Source organism: Pseudomonas putida W15Oct28, assembly GCF_000708715.2.
In the GTDB taxonomy this organism is placed as follows: Bacteria; Pseudomonadota; Gammaproteobacteria; order Pseudomonadales; family Pseudomonadaceae; genus Aquipseudomonas; species Aquipseudomonas putida_R.
Window position 1 is genome coordinate 48,473 of sequence record NZ_JENB01000018.1, and the last position, 21,616, is coordinate 70,088.

The 21,616-nt window shown below is 64.5% G+C and carries 17 protein-coding genes; 1 reads left to right on the forward strand and 16 read right to left on the reverse strand.

Going from position 1 to position 21,616, the window contains the following annotated elements; genetic code table 11:
• Positions 1-16: 16 nt before the first annotated feature.
• Genes AK81_RS14660 through AK81_RS14700 form a run of 9 tightly spaced genes read right to left on the reverse strand, consistent with a single transcriptional unit; the run spans position 17 to position 9,850 of the window.
• Positions 17-1,705 (reverse strand): class I adenylate-forming enzyme family protein, encoded by a 1,689-nt coding sequence (locus AK81_RS14660; protein WP_043199994.1) that lies wholly within the window; start codon positions 1,703-1,705, stop codon positions 17-19.
• A 3-nt stretch (positions 1,706-1,708) separates the two neighbouring features.
• On the reverse strand, positions 1,709-2,863 hold the full coding sequence (locus AK81_RS14665; protein WP_043199995.1) for an acyl-CoA dehydrogenase family protein: 1,155 nt from the start codon (positions 2,861-2,863) through the stop codon (positions 1,709-1,711).
• 13 nt (positions 2,864-2,876) lie between these two features.
• Positions 2,877-4,064, reverse strand: a complete 1,188-nt coding sequence (locus tag AK81_RS14670; RefSeq protein ID WP_043199997.1) for an acyl-CoA dehydrogenase family protein — start codon at positions 4,062-4,064, stop codon at positions 2,877-2,879.
• A 54-nt stretch (positions 4,065-4,118) separates the two neighbouring features.
• A complete protein-coding gene (locus AK81_RS14675; RefSeq protein ID WP_043199998.1) occupies positions 4,119-5,288 on the reverse strand; it encodes an acyl-CoA dehydrogenase family protein in 1,170 nt (389 codons plus the stop codon).
• A 10-nt stretch (positions 5,289-5,298) separates the two neighbouring features.
• Positions 5,299-6,477, reverse strand: a complete 1,179-nt coding sequence (locus AK81_RS14680; protein WP_043199999.1) for a lipid-transfer protein — start codon at positions 6,475-6,477, stop codon at positions 5,299-5,301.
• Positions 6,478-6,496: 19 nt separating this feature from the next.
• On the reverse strand, positions 6,497-6,916 hold the full coding sequence (locus AK81_RS14685; protein ID WP_043200001.1) for a MaoC family dehydratase: 420 nt from the start codon (positions 6,914-6,916) through the stop codon (positions 6,497-6,499).
• Complete coding sequence (locus AK81_RS14690) at positions 6,888-8,021, reverse strand: acyl-CoA dehydrogenase family protein (protein WP_043200002.1); 1,134 nt, start codon at positions 8,019-8,021, stop codon at positions 6,888-6,890. The genes AK81_RS14685 and AK81_RS14690 overlap by 29 nt, the downstream gene beginning before the upstream one ends.
• Before the next feature lie 9 nt (positions 8,022-8,030).
• A complete protein-coding gene (locus tag AK81_RS14695) occupies positions 8,031-9,008 on the reverse strand; it encodes a bifunctional MaoC family dehydratase N-terminal/OB-fold nucleic acid binding domain-containing protein (RefSeq protein WP_043200003.1) in 978 nt (325 codons plus the stop codon).
• 56 nt (positions 9,009-9,064) lie between these two features.
• Positions 9,065-9,850, reverse strand: coding sequence for an SDR family oxidoreductase (locus AK81_RS14700; protein WP_043200005.1), 786 nt, complete (start codon positions 9,848-9,850; stop codon positions 9,065-9,067).
• A gap of 149 nt (positions 9,851-9,999) precedes the next feature.
• Between AK81_RS14700 and AK81_RS14705 the strand changes: the two genes are divergently transcribed.
• Entirely contained in the window at positions 10,000-10,785 is a 786-nt protein-coding gene (locus AK81_RS14705; RefSeq protein ID WP_043200006.1) for an enoyl-CoA hydratase, read from the forward strand.
• A gap of 77 nt (positions 10,786-10,862) precedes the next feature.
• Here the strand turns inward: AK81_RS14705 and AK81_RS14710 are convergent, their stop codons facing one another.
• The 7 genes from AK81_RS14710 to AK81_RS14740 all read right to left on the reverse strand — a co-directional run bounded on the left by AK81_RS14710 (position 10,863) and on the right by AK81_RS14740 (position 21,477).
• Entirely contained in the window at positions 10,863-12,512 is a 1,650-nt protein-coding gene (locus AK81_RS14710) for a FadD3 family acyl-CoA ligase (protein WP_050491886.1), read from the reverse strand.
• A gap of 22 nt (positions 12,513-12,534) precedes the next feature.
• Positions 12,535-13,563, reverse strand: a complete 1,029-nt coding sequence (locus tag AK81_RS14715) for a ferredoxin--NADP reductase (protein ID WP_043200007.1) — start codon at positions 13,561-13,563, stop codon at positions 12,535-12,537.
• The gene (locus AK81_RS14720; RefSeq protein ID WP_043200008.1) at positions 13,560-15,254 is read right to left on the reverse strand and encodes an FAD-binding protein; all 1,695 of its coding nucleotides are present in this window, start codon (positions 15,252-15,254) and stop codon (positions 13,560-13,562) included. The genes AK81_RS14715 and AK81_RS14720 overlap by 4 nt, the downstream gene beginning before the upstream one ends.
• Positions 15,255-15,263: 9 nt before the next feature.
• The gene (locus tag AK81_RS14725) at positions 15,264-16,973 is read right to left on the reverse strand and encodes an FAD-dependent oxidoreductase (protein WP_043200009.1); all 1,710 of its coding nucleotides are present in this window, start codon (positions 16,971-16,973) and stop codon (positions 15,264-15,266) included.
• 90 nt (positions 16,974-17,063) lie between these two features.
• Positions 17,064-18,251 (reverse strand): acyl-CoA dehydrogenase family protein, encoded by a 1,188-nt coding sequence (locus AK81_RS14730; RefSeq protein ID WP_043200010.1) that lies wholly within the window; start codon positions 18,249-18,251, stop codon positions 17,064-17,066.
• 132 nt (positions 18,252-18,383) lie between these two features.
• Complete coding sequence (locus AK81_RS14735; protein ID WP_043200011.1) at positions 18,384-19,979, reverse strand: amidase; 1,596 nt, start codon at positions 19,977-19,979, stop codon at positions 18,384-18,386.
• Positions 19,980-20,040: 61 nt separating this feature from the next.
• Positions 20,041-21,477, reverse strand: a complete 1,437-nt coding sequence (locus tag AK81_RS14740) for an aldehyde dehydrogenase family protein (RefSeq protein ID WP_043200013.1) — start codon at positions 21,475-21,477, stop codon at positions 20,041-20,043.
• Positions 21,478-21,616 lie beyond the last annotated feature (139 nt).

Consider the following 21,616-nt stretch of genomic DNA (forward strand, 5'->3'; position numbering starts at 1 on the left):
CGGAAAGACTAATCAGTCAGGCACCGACCAATAATTCCTTCAGTTGCGCCTTGATCACCTTGCCCGACGCATTGCGCGGCAGCGGATCGCGGTGCAGGTGTACCTCGGCCGGTACCTTGTAGGCCGCCAGGCGCTGGCCGATAAAGGCACACACCTGCTCCTGGGTTGGTGCTGGCTGAAGCTCGCTGCGCAACACCAGGGCCAGGCGCTCGCCCAGTTGCTCATCGGCCAAGGCAAAGGCGGCCGCCTCGGTCACCCCGGGCATTTCGCAGATACACGACTCCACTTCACTGGCGGATATCTTCTCGCCCGCACGGTTGATCAGGTCTTTGGCGCGGTCGGTGATGTACAGGAAGCCCTCCTCGTCCAGGTGGCCAATGTCACCGGTGTCCAGCCAACCGTCGCGCAAGGTCTGAGCGCTGGCTTCGGGCAACTGCCAGTAGGCGTTCATCAGGGTCGGCGAACGTAGCCAGATCAAACCGCTGCGCCCCGCCGGTAGCGGTGAGTGCGGGTCCGGCCCGATGCATACATCAACGATCGGCAGCGGCCAGCCCACCGAATCGGGCTTGTAGACGAACTGATCGCCGCCCACCGCGGCACCGATGCCGTTGCTCTCGGTCAGACCATAGCCACTGCCACCAATCGCATGCGGTTTGCGCTTGCTGATGTGCGCCAGCAGCCGGCTGGAGGCCACCGCCCCGCCCAGGCCTAGCCCGTACAGGCTGTCGCTGTCGGCGCTGGCAAACCGCGGCGAACCGAGCAATTGTTGCATCATCACCGGTGCGCCATTGAACTGGGTACAGCGCTCATCGCGAATCAGGTCGAAGGCCTTGTCCACGTCCCATTTGTACATCAGCAACAAGCGCCGGCCGCTGCGCAGCCCCAGCAAAAACTGCGCGTGCAGGCCACTGACATGGAACAGCGGCACCGCCATCAGGTTGGTCGGCGCCAGACCGCTGGCAATCACTGCCTGGATCCGCTCGGGCGAACTCACGGCGCAGAACGCCGACTGGAACTCCAGTGCCGCCAGTGCCTGGCAAATGGCGCGATGGCTGGACAGCACGCCCTTGGCCCGGCTGGTGGTGCCAGAGGTATAGAGGATCAGCGCCGGGTCAGCGGGGTTGATCTCGATGGCCGGCAACGCCAGCAGCGGTCCCTGGATCAGCGCTTCGAAACGCTGGCAGTTGGCCGATAATGCTTGCCCCGCCGGCATGCCAACCACAATGCTGACCAGTCGCTGTGCCAGCAGGTCGCTGGTCAGCAATTGCAGGCGCTGTTGGTCACAGACCAGCACCTGCGCACCGCTGTCTTGCAGGCCATGGAACAATTCGTCGCGCAGGCCCCAGCTGTTCAACGGCACGCACACCGCGCCACAGCGCTGCACCGCAACAAAAGCCACCAGCCAGGCTGGCTGATTGCGCATGGCGATGGCCACCCGGTCCCCCTGCTTTACCCCGAAGCGCTGCGCCAGTTGTGCAGCCAGGCGGTCGACCTGATCGAAAAACCCGGCGAACGTCAGCCGTTGCTGCTCCCACACCAGAAACTCTCGCTCACCGTGTGCACGGCCTGCATCGATGGCTTCGAGCAAGTTCGCCGGTGCATGGCGAAAATACCGCAGGCCGTCGTCGGGCGAAGACACCACCTCGAACGGCGAGCCCGGGCCGATCAACTGCTGCCAGGCGTTGCGCCACTGTTCCAGCTTCATGTTCTAGTTCTCCAAAGACGCGAAAGCGGCGTAGCGCGCGCACTGGAAGTCACTGTCACCCAGGCACGCCTGGGCCACGCGAATCCGCTTGAGGTAAAGGCCGACGTCCAGCTCATCGGTGACACCAATGCCACCGTGCATCTGTACCGCCTCATTGCTGACCAGGGCGGCCACCTCGCCGGCTTTCCATTTGCCCAGGCTCACCCGCCGCCCGCGCTCGGCCGCGCTCAATGCGCTGTCGTCGAGCGCGGCCAAAGCCGCCATTACAGCGCTGCGGGCCAACTGCAACTCCACATGCAAGCGCGCAGCCCGATGCTGCAGGGCCTGGAACGAACCGATGGGCACGTCGAACTGTACGCGGGTCTTGAGGTAATCCAGGGTCATGGCGAACAGTTGCTCGGCAGCGCCGAGCATCTCGGCGGCCAGGCACGCCCGCCCGCGGTCCAGGGCCTCGTCCAGCACCGGCCACGCCGCGCCGAGCGTACCGAGCAAGGCGTCGCTGCCCACGTGCACGGCACTCAAACGCAGCCGCGCGCAATTGCGCGAGTCGATCAGCGTCAATGCGCTGACCTGCAAGCCCGGCGTATTGGCCGGTATCAGAAATACGCTGATGCCCTGCGTTTCACCTGCACGGCCACGGGTGCGCGCCGCTACCAGGTAGGCATCGGCGCCCAGGCCATCGATGACGAAGAACTTCTCGCCGTCCAGACGATAACCACCGGACTCGGCCATCGCCGTCAGTGCCGTGTGCTCCGGGGCATGGCGCGGTTTTTCATCCAGTGCCAGGGCCAGGCGTCGCTCGCCACTGATCACCGCCGTCAGCCAATGGTCCTGTTGCGCAGCGCTGCCCGCCAGATGAATCAGCGAGCCACCGAGCACCACACTGGACAACAAGGGTGAGGCCGAGAGGTTTCTGCCCATGGCCTCGAAAATAGGCCCCAGGCCCATGCAGCCGAATTCAAGCCCGCCCAACGCCTCGGGAAATGGAATGCCGCTCCAGCCCAGGCCCACGGCTCCTTGCCACAGTTGCGGGTCATACCCGGGCGCGCTTGCCGCGTCGCGCAGGCGCCGCTGCGCCGCTACCGGGCTGCGCGCCGCAAGGAAATCGCGGGCGCTGTCGGCCAACAGGCGTTGCTCTTCGCTATACACCAGACTCATGTTCACACTCCCCTCAAACGCTCGGCAGGTTCAAAACCCGCTTGGCGATGACATTCAACTGCACCTCCGACGAGCCGCCGGAAATGGTCAGGGCATAGCTGTTGAGCCAGCCACGGGTAATCGCCAGTTCCTGGCTGCTGAACGGCTCGCCTTCAAGGCCCAGCGCGCGATAGCCAAGGGCATCGAGGAGGATCTCGAACTTGTCGCGTTCCTGCTCGGTGTGCACCAGCTTCATGATCGCCATGATTGCGCTGATATCCAGGCCAGCCCTGGCCTCCTCGCCCATGCGCTGCACGGTAAGGTTGTAGGCATGTTCATTCATTGCGCAGGCCTGGGCGCGAGCACGCAGGGCCTGATCGGCAGGCGCCTGGCTGTCGGGCAGGTAGCGTTCGATCAACGGCAGCAGGTGAAAGTGCGTCGGCAGGCTGAACTCGCCGAACTTGGACATGGCCTTGCGCTCGTGCTGCAGCAGGCTCTTGCCCAGGTGCCAGCCACCGTTGAGCGGCCCGATCAGCTGGCTTTGCGGCACGCGCACGTTATCGAAGAACACCTGGCAAAAAGCAGACTTGCCGCTGATCAAGTCAATCGGCGAAACACTCACCCCGGGGCTTTTCATGTCCAGCACGATCAGGCTGATACCCTGATGCTTGGGTGCCTTGGGATCAGTGCGCACCAGGGCGTACATCCAGTCGGACTTGTCGCCGTAGGAGGTCCAGATCTTGGTGCCGTTGATCACGAAGTCATCGCCATCGGCCACCGCCGAGGTCTTCAGGCTGGCAAGGTCGGAACCGGCATTGGGCTCTGAGAAGCCCTGGCACCAGCGCACTTCGCCGCGACACATCGGTGGCAGCAGCGCCTGCTTCTGCGCTTCGCTACCGAACTCCAGCAGCACCGGGCCGAGCATCCAGATGCCCAGGTTGATCTGCGCCGGTCGACACTTCAGCCGGCGCAGCTCGCTTTCCAGCACCGCGTTGTACTCGGCGCTCAACCCGCCGCCGCCGTATTCGCTGGGCCATTGTGGGCAGAACCAGCCTTTGTCACGCATACGCTCGAACCAGAGGCGGGCGTCTTCGCTGGGAAAGTCTACTTGGCGGCCACCCCAGACGATCTCGCCGTCGGGGGTGGCCGTGCGCAGCGATGGCGGGCAATTGGCCTCCAGCCATTGGCGCGTCGCTTGCCTGAATTGCTCGATTGCGCTCATTCGTTCACCTGAAAGGGACGTTATTGTTATTCGCTTCAAGGGTACAACGGTGAATCAGCGTTGCGTGCGCGGCATGCCCAGGCCGAACTGGGCGATCAACTCGCGCTGGATTTCATTGGTACCACCGCCGAACGTCAGGTTCACCGAGGCGCGCACTTCATACTCCAGCTCGCCGAGCAGATACGCCGCCGCAGAACCTGCCCGCGTCAGGCCGCTGGCACCGACGATGGCCGACAGCTTGCGCAGGATCTCGATCGCCGATTCCGAGCCGTAGACCTTGGTGGTCGAGGCCAGCGCGACGTCGACGCGGTCACGCTCAAGGTCGGCGGCAATACGGAAGTTGATCAAACGCATGGCTTCGAGCCGGGCATAACACTCGGCCAGATCGCGCCGCACCCAGGCATGGTCGGTAGCACGCTTGCCCTGCTCATCGGCACACCGTGCCCACAGGTATACCCGGCTGAACAGGCTGACGACCTTGTCCGACCAGGCACCCAGGCCCAGGCGCTCGTGGTTGAGCTGTGCGGTGATGAGTTTCCAGCCACCGTGCAGTTCGCCCACCAGCATCTCCCTGGGCACCCGCACGTTATCGTAATACGTAGCGGCCGTGGGGTTTCCGGAGGTCGGGATCAGCGTGCTGGAGAAGCCTTCGGCCTGGGTATCGAGGATCAGGATCGAGATGCCCTTGTGCCGCGCCTGCTCGGGGTCGGTTCGGGCCGCCAGCCAGATGTAGTCGGCCGAGTCGGCGCCCGAGGTCCACAGTTTGCTGCCGTTGACCAGAAAGCCGTCGGCGTCTTCGCGTGCGGTGGTTTTCAGCACGGCCAGGTCACTGCCAGCACTGGCTTCGGAATAGCCGATGGCAAAGTTGATCTCGCCGGCAGCAATGCCGGGCAGAAATTTGTCTTTTTGCAGCGCCGAACCGTGGGCCATCAGGGCCGGGCCCACGGTGCTGATGGTCACGAACGGCAGCGGTGCGCCGGCAATGTTGGCTTCTTCGAAGAAGATCAATTGCTCGGTGGCCGCGTAACCCTGGCCGCCATAGGCCTTCGGCCAGCCGACGGCGAGCCAGCCGTCACGGCCGATCTGGGCGATGGTGCGGCGAAACAGCTCGCCGCCTTCGGTGCCACGCATCTGCTGGCGCAGTTCGGGGGTCATCAGGTTCTGGAAATAGTCCCGGACCTTGAGCCTCAGGGCATGCTGTTCGGGGGTGAGATCGACGAACATGGGACGCTCCTTATACCGCGCCGAGAATCAGGCCGCTGGTAGGCACGCCGGTTCCGGCGGTCACCAACACGTTTTCGACACTGTCCACCTGGTTGGCCGCCGTGCCCCGAACCTGGCGCACGGCTTCAGCGATACCGTTCATGCCGTGGATGTAGGCTTCGCCCAACTGCCCGCCGTGGGTGTTGATTGGCAGTTTGCCGCCACGGGCATGGTGCCCGGCACGGATGAACTCCTTGGCTTCACCGCGCCTGGCAAAGCCGAACTCTTCCAGTTGCGGCAGTACGAAGGGCGTGAAGTGGTCGTAGATCACGGCGGTTTGCAACGCGTCCGGGCCCAGGCCCGACTGGCTGTACAGCTCTTTGGCGACCACACCCATTTCCGGCAGCCCGGTGATGTCGTCGCGGTAGTAGGAGGTCATCACCTGTTGCCCGGCGCTGATGCCCTGCGAGCCGGCCTTGATGATCACCGGCTTTTGCCTGAGGTCTCTGGCCCGCTCGGCCGAGGTGATCACCATCGCCACCGCGCCATCGGACTCCTGGCAGCAGTCGAGCAGGTGCAGCGGCTCGCAGATCCAGCGCGAGGCCTGGTGCTCTTCAAGGGTGATCGGCTTGCCGTAGAAAAATGCCTGGGGGTTGGTGGCGGCAAAATCGCGCACTGCCACCGCCACCCGGCCGAAGTCCTCGGAGGTAGCGCCGTAGGTGTGCATGTAGCGCTGGGCAAACATGCCGACCCAGGCCGCCGGGGTGTGAAAACCATGCGGCATGTACCAGCCGTAGTTCACGTTCTCGAAGGTCGGCGTCGAGGCAAAGCCGTAGCTGCCGGTGCCGAAGCGGTACCAGGAGCGTTCGTTCATCGCCCGATAGACCACCACCACTTTCGCCACCCCGGTGGCCACGGCCATTGCCGCGTGCATCACCGGCCCGCAGGCGGCGCCGCCACCGTGGGGTACCTGGGAGAAGAACTTGACGTCCTTGCAACCCAGCAGGCGGGCAATTTCGTACTCCGGGACCTTATCGACCGAATAGGAACTGAAACCCTCGACTTCGCTGGGGTCAATGCCGGCGTCCTTGAGCGCCGCCAGTGTCGCTTCCATGGCCAGGCGCAGTTCGGTGCGCCCGGAGTTCTTGGAAAACTCGGTCGCGCCCAGCCCTGCAATGGCGGCGCGCCCGGAAATCGACGAATTGGTCATCTGTGTTGTCTCCCGCGAATCAAGGCAGAACCAGCGCGACCGTGCCGGTCACGTGATTGCCCATGGAGTTTTTGCCCTTGAGGGTCACTTCCAGGCTGCGCGTAGCGGCATCCTGATGGGTCACTTCGCCGCTGAAGGTCATGCTGTCGCCGGGGTAGTTAGGCGCGCCCAGCTTGATTTTCAGCGACCGGAACTGCACCTGCGGGCCGCTCCACTGTTCGATGAAGCGTTGCACCAGGCCGTTGGTGGTCAGGATGTTCATGAAGATATGTGGCGAACCCAGCTCGCGCGCCGCATCCAGGTCATGGTGACCGGGAAAATAGTCACGTGTGGCAATCGCCCCACCGGCAATCAGGCCGACCGTGATCGGGATCGTCAGTTCGGGCAGTTGCTCGCCAGGGCGCACGTCTTCAAAGCGCTTGGTGTTCATCGAGGTCATATTTCCATCCCAGGGTAGTGTTATCGCTCAACCAGTCGCCGAGACGCTCCAGAATCATCGACGAGCCTCCCAATGCACTGCTCAGGGCGCGGCTCCAGTAGAGAAAGCGATGGATCGGGTACGTCAGGTCAACGCCGATGCCGCCATGCACATGCTGCGCGGTGTGGCCGATGCGGTGCCCGGCTTCGCACGCCAGGTACGCAGTTGCCAAGGCTTGTGAAGGGGCCGGCAGACCGGCGTCGAGGCGGTAGCACAATTGCCACAGGGCACTGCGCAACACCTCCAGGTGCACGTGGGTATCGGCCATGCTCATTTGCACGGCCTGGAAGCTGCCGATGCAGCGGCCGAACTGCTGACGCTCACTGACATAGGCCACGGTGCGGTGCACCTGCTCGGCGCTGACGCCCAGTTGCAAGGCCGCCAGGGAGGCAATTGCGCGCGGTGCCAGCCAGTCCAGGGCAGCGGCGGGCAGCACCTGCTGATTGCTCAGGGTGACGCCGCGCAAGCTCAGGTCGGCAAAGCCTTCGCCGTGGGTCATGACCCCCGATACATGGCTGATGCCTGACTGGCGCAGGTCCACCAGCACCAGCCGTGGTTGCCCCATCACCCGGGCCAACACCAGCGCTGCCACCGACTGCTCGGCCAGGGCCAGCGCCGCCACCCGGCCGTCGAGGCGCCATCCGCCCTCTTCTACGCTGGCCTCAAGCTCGATGCCGCGCACTGTGTTCAGGGCATCGAGGCTCAGGGTCAGCAAGCCTGTGCCCGCAACAGCCTGTTCAACCCACGGTGCCAGGGAGCTGTCGCCGAACTCGGCGAGGGTGGTCGCGGCCAGTTGGTGGCGCCACAACGGCACTTGCGCCAGGGCGCCGCCCTGGGCATCGAGGATCTGCACCAGCTCAGTCATGCCCAGCCCGCTGCCACCGGCCGCCTCGGGGATGGCCAGGGCATGCAGGCCGGTTTGTACGCAGCTGTGCCACAGGTCTTGCATATAGGCCTGCCCGCAGAGGTCCCAGTCACGCAGGCGCTCGTCGGTGCAGTAGTCGCTCATCAGGCTGCCGGCCATTTCGGCAATGGCTCGCTGGTCTTCGCTGAGTTCAAAATCCATGGTACCCCCCTACTCTGCCGCTGGACGGAACATCGGCAGCGCCAGGTCGTCGTCGAAGGTCTGGAACTCGACCTCCACACGCTGGCCAATGCTGATGTCTTCACGCTTGACGCCAACCAGGCCGGCGATCAGGCGCACGCCTTCGTCCAGTTCGATCAGGCCGATCGGGTTGGGGTGATCGAACGGTGCCACTTGCGGGTAGTGCATCACCACGAAGGAGTACAACCGGCCCTTGCCGCTGACCTGTTGGGTGTCCCAGTCAAAGCAATGGCACTCGATGCACACCGGTGCTGGCGGGTGGCGCAAGGTGCTGCACTGCGTACAGCGCTGGATCAACAGCTTGCCTTCCTTGCAGCCGTCCCAGAAAAACCGCGTGTCGTCGCTGACACCGGGGGCCGGGCGCTTGGCCTGTACCGGCTCGGCCACGGCCTGGGGCGGCGCCTGGACCTTGTGCACGTTGGCCGGGCGGAACTTGAACACCCGGAACAACAGCTCGCCGACTTTTTCGTCGCCCGTGGCCTGCTGCGAGAAGTAGCTCATCACCAGGGTGACAAAAAAGCCGGTGCCAAGGCCGGTGGTCTTTTCCTCACCGACCGCGTCCAGGCGCGTGGTGTAGTAGAGCTTTTCGCCCAGGCGCAGGTTGCGCTCGAAGGTAAGCTCCGAGTTCACCGCCACCACCGACGGGTAGCCATGGCTTTCGATCACACCCAGCACCTCATAGGGGTTTTCGGTGGTCGAGCCGGGTGCGTAGTTATTGATGTGAAAGCCTTCCATGCACCAGATCTGCAGCATCGGAGGCGGCGCGATGATGCCGTCATTGCAGCTGTTGGCAGCGGCCACGGGGTCGGTGTAGAGCGGGTTTTCAAGGCCGATGACTTCGCACCACTGGCGAATCATCGGCGCGTTGACGTCGTCCCAGGCGTTCACGCGACCGTATTCGCGCCCAACCAGGGCGCGCACTTTGGATAGCAATTCTGGATCAGCCAAGTTCGTCTCCTGCGTGTTCAAAGCGGCGCCCGCAACGCAACGCCGACGTGGGTCGATCAGTGCGGGGTAACCTGCGCCGCACCGAGATAAGCCGGGCGTTCACCACCGCCATGCAGCAACAGGTTGCAGCCGCTGGCGTAATTGGCGAGCGGTGAAGCGATATAGAGGCAGGCGTTGCCGATGTCCTCGGGTGCCGCCATGCGCCCGGCCGGGATACCGGCGCTGACCGTAGCGATGCCTTGTTCGTCGCCATAGTGCAGATGGGCAAGTTCGGTGCGCACCAGGCCCGGGCTTACCGCTACCACCCGCACCTTGGGCGCCCACTCCGCTGCCAGCGACTGCACCAGGGCCAGCACGCCGGCCTTGGCCGCGCCGTAAGCCGCCGTGCCTGGCGAGGCGCGCAGGCCACTGATGCTGCCAATAAACACGATGCAACCGCCGTCGGCCTGGGCCTGCATCAGCAGGTTGGCTTGCTGGGCGACATTGAGCGGCGCAATCAGGTTGAGGCGGATGATGCCCTCATGAAAACGCGGCGAGGCGCTGGCTGCTTCGGCCGAAGGGCTGCCGCCGGCGTTGTTGACCAGTACATCAAGGCGGCCGTAAGCGAGGCGGATGTTGTCGAACAGGCCTTGCAACGAGGCCTGGTCGCGCACATCGGCGGCAATGAAGTCCGCCTGTGCCTGCGCCACGCTCGGCAATTGCTCGGGCAAGTTGCGCCCACACACGATCACCTTGGCCCCTGCGGCCAGAAAGCTGCGGGCAATGCCGGCGCCAATGCCCTTGGTTCCACCGGTGACCAATACCACCTTGCCGTTGTAATCCAGCCCCGAGTGACCACTCATGGCACGCTCCTCATGCTTGTGTTGAGGGCCACTCTAGGGCCAAAACCGCTCGGCCACGTCGTCTGAACGGACGATGAAGCGCGGCGCCGCGCTGGCAACAATCCGCGCAATGGCGCCCGCTCTGCGGTGCCTACTGCCAGAGGTCGATCATGTCCGATTCACTTACCGCGCCGGTGCTGCTGGAGTACCCGGCCCCAGGTGTCGCGCTGGTGCGGCTCAACCGCCCGCACGCCACCAATGCCCTGAGCCTGGAGCTGCAGGCGCTGCTGTCGCACTACTTCAGTGAGCTGGGGAGCAACCCTGATGTGCGCTGCATTCTGCTGACCGGCGGCGACAAGGTGTTTGCCGCCGGGGGCGATATCAACAGCCTGGCCGGGGTGGGGCCGATTGATATCTATCAGCGCCATACCGAGCGGGTCTGGGCGCCGATCCAGCACTGCCCCAAGCCTGTGATCGCGGCGGTGTGCGGTTACGCCTATGGCGGTGGCTGCGAGCTGGCGATGCTCGCCGATATCATTGTTGCCGGGCAGAGTGCACGCTTCTGCCAGCCGGAGATCAGGATCGGGATCATGCCCGGGATTGGCGGCACCCAGCGCTTGGTGCGGGCGGTCGGCAAGGCCAAGGCGATGCGGATGGCGCTGACCGGTCAGCCGATCACGGCTGAGGAGGCCTGGATTTCAGGGCTGGTCAGCGAAGTGATGGCCGATGATCAGGTGCTCGCCCACAGCTTGAAGTTGGCGCAGGTGGTTGCGGCAATGCCGCCGTTGGCTGCCGAGCAGATCAAAGAGGTGATTCTTGCGGGGATGGATGCGCCGCTGGAAGCGGGTTTGGCGCTGGAGCGCAAGGCCAATGCGTTGTTGTTTGCCTCACGTGATCAGAAGGAAGGCATGCAGGCGTTTATTGAAAAGCGGCCTGCCCGGTTCGAAGGGCACTGATTGGGGGTGCTGGCCCAGCCTGAAGGAACGCACCAGGGGCCCTGCGCCGAGCTTCGGGCCCCCTCGTTGCTGCGTCGCTATGAGGACCTCATCGCGGGCCCCGCCCGCCGCCCAGCCTGCAGAACCGCTTCACGCAGCTCACCCTTGACCACCTTGTTCGAGGCATTCACCGGCAGCGATTCGAAGAACCGGACCTGTCGCGGCACTTTGTAATTGGCCATGCGCTCTCTGGCCCAGGCGATCAGCGCCGGCTCATCCAGCTGCTGGCCGACACGCACTACCACGCAGGCACACCCCACCTCCCCCATGCGCTCATCCGCAACCCCGATCACCGCCACCTGCGCGATGGCCGGGTGTTCGATCAAACCCGCCTCGATCTCTGCCGGGTAGCAGTTGAAGCCACCGACGATGAACATGTCCTTGAGCCGGTCGGTAATCTGCAGGTTGCCATGCTCATCCAGGTTGCCGATATCGCCAGTGTGCAGCCAACCCTCGGCATCAATGGCCTGCGCCGTCGCTTGCGGGTCATTGAAATACCCCCGCATCACATGAAAACCGCGCAGGCAGATTTCCCCTGACTCGCCCGTGGCGACCGGTTGGTTATCCGCCGAACGGATGCACACTTCAGTGCCTTCGATGGCCCGGCCACTGGTGCCGGCAACGATGTCGGCGGGGTCATCCGGGTTGCAGATGGTCGCCAGGCCGCCACACTCAGTCAGCCCATAGGCGGTGGTCACCACGTCTACCCCAAGCTCCCGGCGCATGCGCTCGATCAGCACCGGCGGGATCGTCGATGAACCGGTCACGGCGATGCGCAGGCTCGACAGGTCAGTCTCGGCCAGGCGCGGGTGGGCCAGCATCGACAAGTACAGCGTCGGTGGCCCTGGCAGCACGCTGATGCGCTCGGCGGCAATGCGCTGGAACACAGCTTCGGCATCGAACACTGCATGCGGCAAGATAGTCGCGCCGGCCAGCAGGCAGGTCAGCCAACCGGCCTTGTAGCCAAAGGCATGAAAAAACGGGTTGATGATCAGGTAACGGTCACCCGGCTGCAGGCCAATGACCCGTACATACTCGTTGTACGCCCGCAGGTTCTGCCCGTGGGCACTCATCACCCCCTTGGGCTTACCGGTGGTGCCGGAGGTAAACAGCAAGTCGGACAAGTCTCGCGGGCCCACCGCCACCGCACGCTGGCGGGCTTGTAGCTCACTGACAGACTCGCCCTTGGCGAGAAAGCCGGCCCAATTCAGGTCGCCGGCCAACGCAGGCTGCTGTGTTCCGAACACCACCCGCTGTTCCAGGCTGGCCGGCCGCAGCGGCGCCAGCATGGCCGGGTAGTCCAGCCCCAAAAATACCCCTTGCATCAACAACACGCGCGACTGGCTACGCGCCAGGATATCGGCCGCCTCGGCGCCTTTCATGCGGGTATTGATCGGCACCAGCACAGCCCCCGCGCAATGCACGCCCAGGGCGGCGACCACCCAGTCGCGGCAATTGGGTGCCCAGATCGCCACGCGGTCGCCGGCCTCGATCCCCAGCGCCATCAGGCTACGGCAGACACCCAGTGCCAACGCAGGCAAATCCCGGTAATCGGTGGCAATGCCGTCTTCCTCGATCGCTGCTCGCCCGGCAAAGCGTTCGGCACTGGCGAACAACAAGGCGGGAATCGACAAAGGCAACAGGTTCCAGGCATGCACGCTGCCCGGTAATGCTGAACATGCAGTCATAGTGACAAACTCGGCAATCGGGTTATTCGGGAAAGAGCACCCGCAGGTGCTCGCTGCGGGCCAGGGACTGGCAAGCCAGCGTCCAGCCCTGGTCTATCTCCTGCGGGTCAAGGGCATCGTTGCGCAACATCTGCACCTCGCCACGTTCGACCGTGCACATGCAGGTGGCACAGGAGCCGACCAGACAAGAACTTGGCGGGCTCAGGCCAGCCCGGCGCATGGCATCGAGCAGGGTTTCGCCTTCGGCGCAGGGCACCTCGAACTCTTCACCGTCCAGGCGCACCGAAAGCTGGCTGGTCGGGCGGCTGGTATCGACGGCTGCCGGCACTGCGACCTGCCCCTCTTCGGGCAGCGACACGAAGCGCTCGACATGGATCCGCGCATTTGCCATGCCTAACGACTGCAGGGCTGCGACGGCAGCATCCATGAACGGTCCTGGGCCGCAGATGAACGCCTCGGCGCTGAGGAACGGGCGCGCCAGCTCGGCCAACTGGCTGACCGACGCAATGCCCTGCACCGAGTCGAGCCAGTGGATCACTTGCAGCCGCTGAGGGTGCGCGCTGGCCAGGGCCTTGAGCGGGTCACGGAATATCACCGACGCTTCGTCGCGGTTGGCGTAGATCAGCAGAATGCGCCCGGTGCCCGCCAACAACGCCGAGCGCAGAATGGACAGCACCGGGGTTATGCCACTGCCACCGCCAAACAGCAGCAGGTCGGTGTCCAGCTGGCGCGGCACAAACACCCCGGCCGGCGCCAGTACCTGCAAGGTATCGCCCGCCTGCACGGCGTCACAGAGCCAGTTTGAGGCGCGCCCGTCGCGCACCCGTTTGATCGTGACCCGCAAGGGCTCATCAAGCAGTGGCGTGCTCGACAGTGAATAACAACGCGGCAACCACCCCCCCTGGTGAGGCACACGCAGGGTCAGGAACTGCCCAGGTCGATAACGGAAGCGCTCGGTTAACGTTTCTGGCAGCTCGAACTCCAGGGAGCGGCTGTCGGCGGTCTCTTCAATCACGCGGGTGACACGTACTGACAGGTAATCCAGGCTCATATCAATTGCTCGCTGGGTTCGATTTCGGCGTCTGCCCTGGCCGCCGTCAGCGACCGCCCGGCACGTCGCCCGGAAAACACACAATCGGCCAGCGACAGGCCGCTGACGTACAAATGGCAAGGAATGCCGATGGCGGTACGCCCGGCCGCATACAAGCCAGGGATCGGCAGGCCTTCAGCGCCCAGCACCGCGCCGCTGTCTTCATTGACCTTGAGGCCGCCCAGGGTCAACGCCCCGAGGGGGAACAGGGGGTTGCTGACAGAAATGTCACAGGCATAGTACGGGCCCTGATCGAGCACCTGCCGGCTGCCTTGCGACTTGCCGAAGGCATCCTCGGCGTCCCCCCGGGCGGCTGTGTTGTAGGCGTGCAGTGCGCTGCGCAATACATCGGCACGCATACCCGTGGCCTGGGCCAGCTGCTCGATGCTCTGGCCCTTGCGCACACCGCGCAGCATCAGCAGCAATGCCGGCAAGCTCTGGAACCACCAGTACCCGTCGAACAGCGCTTGCCTGATCGACTGCTTGCGCAGGCGGGCGTCCAGCACCAGCCAGGCCTTGCCGCCCTGCTCTTCACACAGCGGCTGACCCAGGGTGGCGCCGTAGACTTCTTCGTTGACGAAGCGCTGGCCGAGGGTGTTGACCACAATGCCCTTGGGCCAGCAAAACGGGGGGTTGATGAAGCGCCAGGCCGACACCCGCTGCAAGCGATCGCTGACCCCACCGACACTCACGCCCAGGCGCAGGCCACTGCCATCGCAGCCGGTCGCGCCGACTTTGAAGTTGCGGCGAAATTTCGGTGCATGCTCGCTGACCATCTCGCGGTTGAAAATGAAGCCACCGGTGCTCAGCACCACCCCTCGCCGGGCGCGCACAAGCCGCGGCCGGGCAAAGTCGAGTTCCAGCTGGCGCACGCGTTTGCGCAAGGTGTCGCAGTAGCGCGGGGCAAAGTTTTGCAGGCGTTCGGCACGCGCCGCCCATCTGGCATGCAACCGCGCCTGGGCACTACCGGCCGGCAGGCACCACAGCTCCACGCCGACTACCCTGCCGTTGTGATCGCTTATCAGGCGCCGGGCAGCGGACTGAAGTTGCGGCCGCACGCCGTTGCGCAGGCAAGCCGCCTTGAGGTGCGCGTACAGCACCGCGCCACATTGGCCCTTGCCTACCGTGCGATGGCCCCGCGGCGCCGGGGGTAAATCGCTACGGTGCGACGGCACCAGCTCATTACCTGAGTAATAGAGAAACTGGCCATCGGCTGGATACGAGGTTTTACCGCCGGGCGGCATGCTGTGGGCATAAGGCACGCCATGGCTCTCCAGCCAGGCCAGGTTGGCGGCACTGTCCTGACAAAAACGCCGCAAGGTGGCATCGGCGACCACCCCCTGGGTTTCGTGTTTGAGGTAGGCGAACATCGCCTCGGGCGTATCGCCAAAGCCAGCAGCCTGCTGCTGGCGGGTGCCTCCGCCGGCGTAGACCACGCCACCGCTCTTGGCACTGGCACCGCCGCCGGTGAAACGGTCGGCGACCAGCACGTCGGCGCCCTGGGCGCGGGCCTCAAGGGCAGCGCAGGCGCCGGCCGCCCCCCAGCCGATCACCAGCACATCACAGTGGTCATCCCAGTGCAGGGCGTCGGCATCGGCCACCTGCAACGCCGGCTGGATCTCGGTACACGTCGATTTGACAGCGGCTGGCATGGCAACTCCTCAACGATTGGCAGCAATGTGATGGGCCGCGATATAGCCGAACGTCATGGCCGGCCCCAAGGTGCCGCCGGCACCGGGGTAACTGGTGCCCATGACCGACGCCGAGCAGTTGCCAATGGCATACAGGCCAGGAATGACCTCGCCGTCCTGGCTTACTACCTGCGCATGTTCGTTGGTCAAGAGCCCACCTTTGGTGCCGATGTCGCCAGCGTCCAGGCGCATCGCGTAGTACGGCCCCTTGCTCAGGGGCGCCAGGCACGGGTTGGGTTTCACGTTGCTGTCGCCGTAGTAACGGTCGAACACGTTGCCGCCACGGCCAAAGTCGGCATCGACGCCGCTGCGGGCGTAGGCGTTCATTTTCTGCACGGTCTGCTCAAGCCCTGCGCGGTCGACGCCGATCTGCGCCGCTAGCGCCGCCAGGCTGTCAGCCTTGTAGTACAAGGTATTGAGCCATTCCTTACGCAGTCGGCTGTCGGGCATGACCTGGGCCGGCATCAACGGCCCCATGGCGTAGTTGAAGCGAAAATGGCCATCGAAGATCACCCAGGACGGGATCGACTTGCCACCGGTGTGCTGGTTGTCGCGGTACATTGCGTCGACAAATTCCAGGTATGGCGCCGCCTCATTGACAAAGCGCCGGCCCAGGCTGTTGACCACGATGGCGCCGGGGAACGCCCGTTCGGCAAATACCCCACGGGGTTTCTCTTCGCCGGGCACGGTAATGGTCGGTGCCCACCAGGCCCAATCCATCAGGGCGGTCGCCGCGCCCAGCTCGATACCGGCCTGTAACGCTGCACCGGTGTTGTTGCCCGGTGGCGTGGCGCTCCAGTCGCGCAGGGTTGGCTGCGGTAGATAGCGCTCGCGCAACGCCTGGTTCTGCTCAAAGCCTCCGGAGCCAAAAATCACCGCATGGCGGGCATGCAGCTGCAGCGTCTGCCCGTCACGACAAACCTGCATGCCAATGACCCGGCCATTGTCGGTGATCAGGTGCTGGAAGTCGGTGTTCAACCACAGCGGAATGTTGCGGTCCATCAACGAGCGACGCAACGAGGCAACCAGCGAGCTGCCCAAGGCGGCGCGGCGGTCGCGCCGGCTCTTGCGGCGCCATTTGAAGTCGAGCTTGTAGCGCAGCATCAGGCCGAGAATCAGCAGTCGCCAGCCAAAGGAGCGCGACATGGCCTTGTGCGCGTGCCGGGCGGTCCAGGCAATGCGCCCCATCAGCAGTGTCGAGGGTGACGGTGTGCGCAGGTTGGCCAGTTCATCACCGAGCAGGCTGGTGTCGAACAGCTCCGGGTCGAGGGTGCGACCGCCGGCCAGCGAGCCCGGCAGTTGCGGATAGTAGTCCGGGTACTTTGCCGCCACGGCGTACCGCACATGGCTGTTGTCCACCAGGGCCCGGATCATCTGCGGCGCATGCTTGACGTAGGCACGCAAGCGCTTGTCATCACCATGCTCACCGGTGGCGGCCTTGAGGTACTGCAGGGCCAGCTCGACACTGTCGCGGCCACCTTTGGCGGCGAAGTAGTGGTTATTGGGGATCCAGATGCCGCCGCCGGAGATCGCCGACGTACCGCCGAACTTGTCGCTTTTCTCGACAACCAGTACCGATAGACCCTGTTCGGCAGCAAACAGCGCCGAGGTCATCGCACCGGCACCGGAGCCGACGACGATCACGTCGTAGTGTGAAACAGGCTGAGCTTTAGCTGTCATTGTTGTTGTGCCTTGGCTGTGATCGGAAATATCCCGGCGTGCCGGCCAGGGGGGCGCAGGCCCAGGCCTGCAGCCAGGCCCGGGCACGGCTCATACGTAAGGATCAGGGTTGGGCAGGCCCAGTTGCACGGCGCCAAGGCTGCGGCTGAAGGCCATGTAGTTGTTGGCGATATGCCCACGCGCCTGATGCAGGTCGCGGAACAGGCGCGCCACCGGGTTGGTGTTGTACAGCCCGGAAGCGGCCATGCAGCGCAACAGTTCGTTGACCTTCTCGGCGCAGATATTGGTGACGTACGACGATTGGTAGCGGTACAGCAGGCGGGTTTCCACGTCCGGGTATTCACCCGCTTCGGCCAGCGTCATCAGGTGCGCATAGTTGCGCTCCAGCACCAGCCGCAGGCTGTCGACGATGATGGTTGCCTCCGCTACGGTGGTTTGCGCCACCGGGTCGTCGGCGGTTTTCATACCGTGCTTGCCGATGTGCGCCGCGGCATTGGCGCGGAATTCGTTGATCGCCCCCTGCAAGGCACCGATGGCCGACGAGGACACCGCGCGCGTGAACACCTGAGCGAAAGGAATGGCATAGATCGGGTTGGTGTTGACCAGGCGTCCGGGCGTGGCTTCAAGCGTGCAGTTGTTGGTGCGTTGCACGCGGTGTGCTGGCACGAAGGCATCTTCGACGACAATGTCGTGGCTGCCGGTGCCGCGCAGGCCCAGCACGTCCCAGTTGTGCTCGATACGGTAGTCACTGCGCGGGATCAGGAAGGTGCCGTGCTCCGCTGCCTGGTCGCCATCGGCGGGCAACACACCGCCGAGGAAGCACCATTGGCAGTGCTCGCTACCGCTGGAAAAGCCCCAGCGCCCGCTGATGCGATAGCCGCCCTCAACCACGGTTACCTTGGCCACGGGCATGTAGGTGGACGAGATCAGGGTGGTGTGGTCCTGGCCCCATACATCGCGCTGGGCCTCGATCGGGTAACGCGCCAGTTGCCAGGGGTGTACGCCCATCACGCCATAAATCCACGCCGTGGACATGCAGCCTTCGGCGAGGATCATCTGGATTTCGAAAAAAGTCCGCGGATCGACTTCGTAACCACCGAACGCACGTGGTTGCAGGGCACGCAACAAGCCGGCCTGTTGCAATTCGAAGATGGTTTCGTCAGGTACCCGGAACTCGCGGTCAGCGCGCGCGGTGCGGCTTTTGAGGGCGGGCACCAGGCGCCGGGCGTGTTCAAGCAGTTCGATTTCTTCCCGCGTTTTCTCTCGCATGCTGTCCATCCGTTCGTTCTCCCAAACTCGTTGCGCGGTTGCGCAAGTCTTGGTCGATGATCGAATGCAGCAGGCGAATATTCATCGTCAAAGCGGACTAGAGAAACGCGGTACGGCGCCGTCCCTGGCGCCTTTACAGCCTCAGATCGCTGCGCGCCTGGCGGCCCACGGGCGGTCCTGTTCCAGCTGCGAGGCCAGGCGCAGCAGCACGTCTTCACCGCCAAGGCGAGCAGTGAACATCATGCCCACCGGCAGGCCGCTGTCACTCATGCCCAGTGGCAAGGAAATGGCCGGCTGGCCGCTGACGTTGGCCAGCACGGTGAACGCGGCACTGCCCATGGCCTTGCGGGCGTAACTTTCGTAGGGCTGGTTGAGCGAGAGCTCGCCCAAGGCCGGTGTCAGGCTGGCGGTGACCGGCGAAAGGATCACATCAAAACGCTCGAATTGCTGTTCCATGGCCATGCTGATGTCTTCGAACGCATGCCGGGCACGCACTACGCCCTCACCCGTAGCCTTCGCTGCGCGCTCCAGCACACCAAAGGTGATGATTTCCAGGTCCTGCGGCCCCAACGCGCGGCCCAGGGCTTTCTCCCGGTCGTTGACCGTGACCAGCAACGAGTTGCCGATGGCCACGCCGTGGGCGCCGAACAGTTGCTGGGCCTGAACCGGCAAACGCAGCTCTTCCACCTCGTGGCCGAGGCCCAGCAGTTGCTTGACGGTGTCCTCCAGAACCTTGGCAATCGCCGGGTCCAGCGGTGCTCCGGTCAGCGATTCGCGCACCAGCGCGACCCGCAAACGGCCGGGGTCACGGCCCAGCTCCTCGACGTAAGGGCGTACCAGCGGCAGGCTCCAGTACGGGCTACCGGGTTCGTGACCCTGGCCGGCATCGAGAAACAACGCGGTATCGCGCACGCTGTGCGAGACCGTGTTGGCGACACTGGCACCAAACGAGCCTTCAAGGCGTGCCGGCCCGCTCGGCGTGCGATAGCGTGTCGGCTTGAGGCCGACCAGCCCGCAGTAGGACGCAGGGATGCGGATCGAGCCGCCACCGTCGGTGGCATGGGCGACCGGGACAATACCAGCGGCCACCGCCGCGGCAGAACCACCGGACGAGCCCCCGGCGCTCAACGCCAGATTCCAGGGATTGCGGGTTTGCCCCCATGCCAACGACTCGGTAGTGGTGGTCAGGCCGAACTCCGGGCTGGTGGCTTTACCGAAAGGCACTGCCCCGGCGGCCTCATAACGGCGGATCAAGGTGCTGGTAACGCCCGACGGTGGCGCATCCTTGAACAGGCGGCTGCCGTTGCTGGTGGTCGTGCCCTGCAAGTAGGTGTTGAGGTCCTTGAGCAGGATCGGCACGCCCGCCAGCGAGCCCTGGGTCAGGGTGCCGGCCTTCTGCCTGGCCGCCAGCAACGCGCGGGCATAATCGTCATGGCGCATGTTGACTGCGTTGATCTTCGGGTTGACCAGGTCACAACGGGCAAATGCTGCGCCGAGCAAGTCTTCGGCACTGAAGTGGCCGGCCTGCAAGCCCTTGGCCATGGCCCAGGCATCCAGGCCCAGGTAATCGCTGGCCGACAAGCCGCCAGCGGCCCGGGCATCGGCAAACCGCCCCAGTAGCCCGACGCCCAGCGCCACTGCGCCGGCCTTGAGAACCTGGCGTCGCGGCCATCCGTCAGCGGCGTCGGCACCCGCCGTGGCAAGCGTGTCGGCCAGTGGCAATGCGTTTTTTTCCATGTGCAGAATTCCGTTTTTTATTGTGTCTGTTCGATACGCTCAGCGCGCGCCAGCTACCCCGTCAATCTGGGGTGATTTGCGCTTTCATCGCGGCCAGGAAGTGTTCGCTGTACGGCGGTAGCAGGCCCCATTCACCGCGCGGGTCATGCTCGGGCGCCTTGAGTACGGTGCGCAGGTGGCTGAATTCGATAAAGCCTTCGCGACCGTGATAGTGCCCCATCCCTGACCCGCCGACACCGCCGAACGGGGCGTCATGCAAGGCGGCATGCATCATCACGTCGTTGAGGGTGACCCCGCCCGACAGGGTGTGCTCCAGCACATGGCGCTGCTCCTCGGCGTCGTTGCCAAAGTAGTAAAGGGCCAGAGGCCGCGGGCGGCCGTTGATCTGGGCGATGACCTGGTCAACGTCATCAAAGGGCAGCACCACCATTGCCGGGCCGAAGATTTCTTCATGCAGGATCAGGCTGTCATGGGGCGGGTCGACCACCAACTGCAACGGCCGACGGCGGTTCTGCTCATCAGCCGCTTGCGCGTAGGGCAGGCTCACTACCCGGGCACCGGCTTGCAGCGCCTGCTGAACCAGGTTTTCAACACGGGACAGGTGCTGGGGATTGACCACCGCGACCACGTCCGGGTTGTCGCTCACCTCAGGGATGAACTGGCGGTAAGCGCTGGCAAAGGCCTCAAGAAAGCTTTCCAGCTGCTCGCGTGGCACGTAAACCAGGTCCGGGTTGATGCAGACCTGGCCACTGTTGGTGGTCTTGGAAAGCGCAATACGAAAGGCTGCAGTGCCCAGGTCGGCGCTGCGCGCGACGATCACCGGCGACTTCCCGCCCAGTTCCAGCGTCAACGGCACCAGGTGCTCGGCCGCATTGCGCATCACGGACTTGGCCACCGCAGTACTGCCGGTAAACACCAGGTGGTCGAACGGCTGCCCGGTAAAGGCCTGGGCCAGGTCGGCGCCACCGGTGACGACAGCCACTTCGAGCGGATCGAACCGCTCGGCAAACAGCTTGGCTACCAGCGCAGCAGTGCGTGGCACCACCTCCGAAGGTTTGAGAATCGCCCGGTTACCCGCCGCCAGCGCCGAACCCAGGGGGCTGAGCAAGGTATACAGCGGGGCGTTCCAGGTGCCCAGGATGCCCACCGTACCCTTGGGCTGATACATCACCCAGGCCTCGGCGCCCAGCTGATCGTAGGGGCTGAAGACGGGCCGCGGCTCATCCTGCATCCATCCTTCGAGGTGGTCGCGCGCGTGCTTGAGCGAGCCGAGCGAGCCCAGCACATCATTCATCAGCGAGAAACCCTGGGGGCGGCCGCCAAAGTCCGCATCCATCGCCTCGGCCAGCGCTTCGTGGTGCGCCACCAGCATGTCGATCACCCGCTGGATCCGCGCGCGGCGCTCAACGGCAGTGACGGCCCCTTGAGCGTTGAACGCGGCCTTTTGTTCACGCAGCAAGGCCGACAGCGTGTCGACGGAAGAATTTGCACAACTCATTGGTGCCTCCTCAACTGAACAAGGGCCAGCATGTCGCCTCTGTGCCCACCATGGCCGTCTTTGCACGACGCCCTGCCCCGCAAACTAGCCCCAGACCCCGGAGACCGCCTCGTCCAAGTGGACGATCGAGCCAAAAACG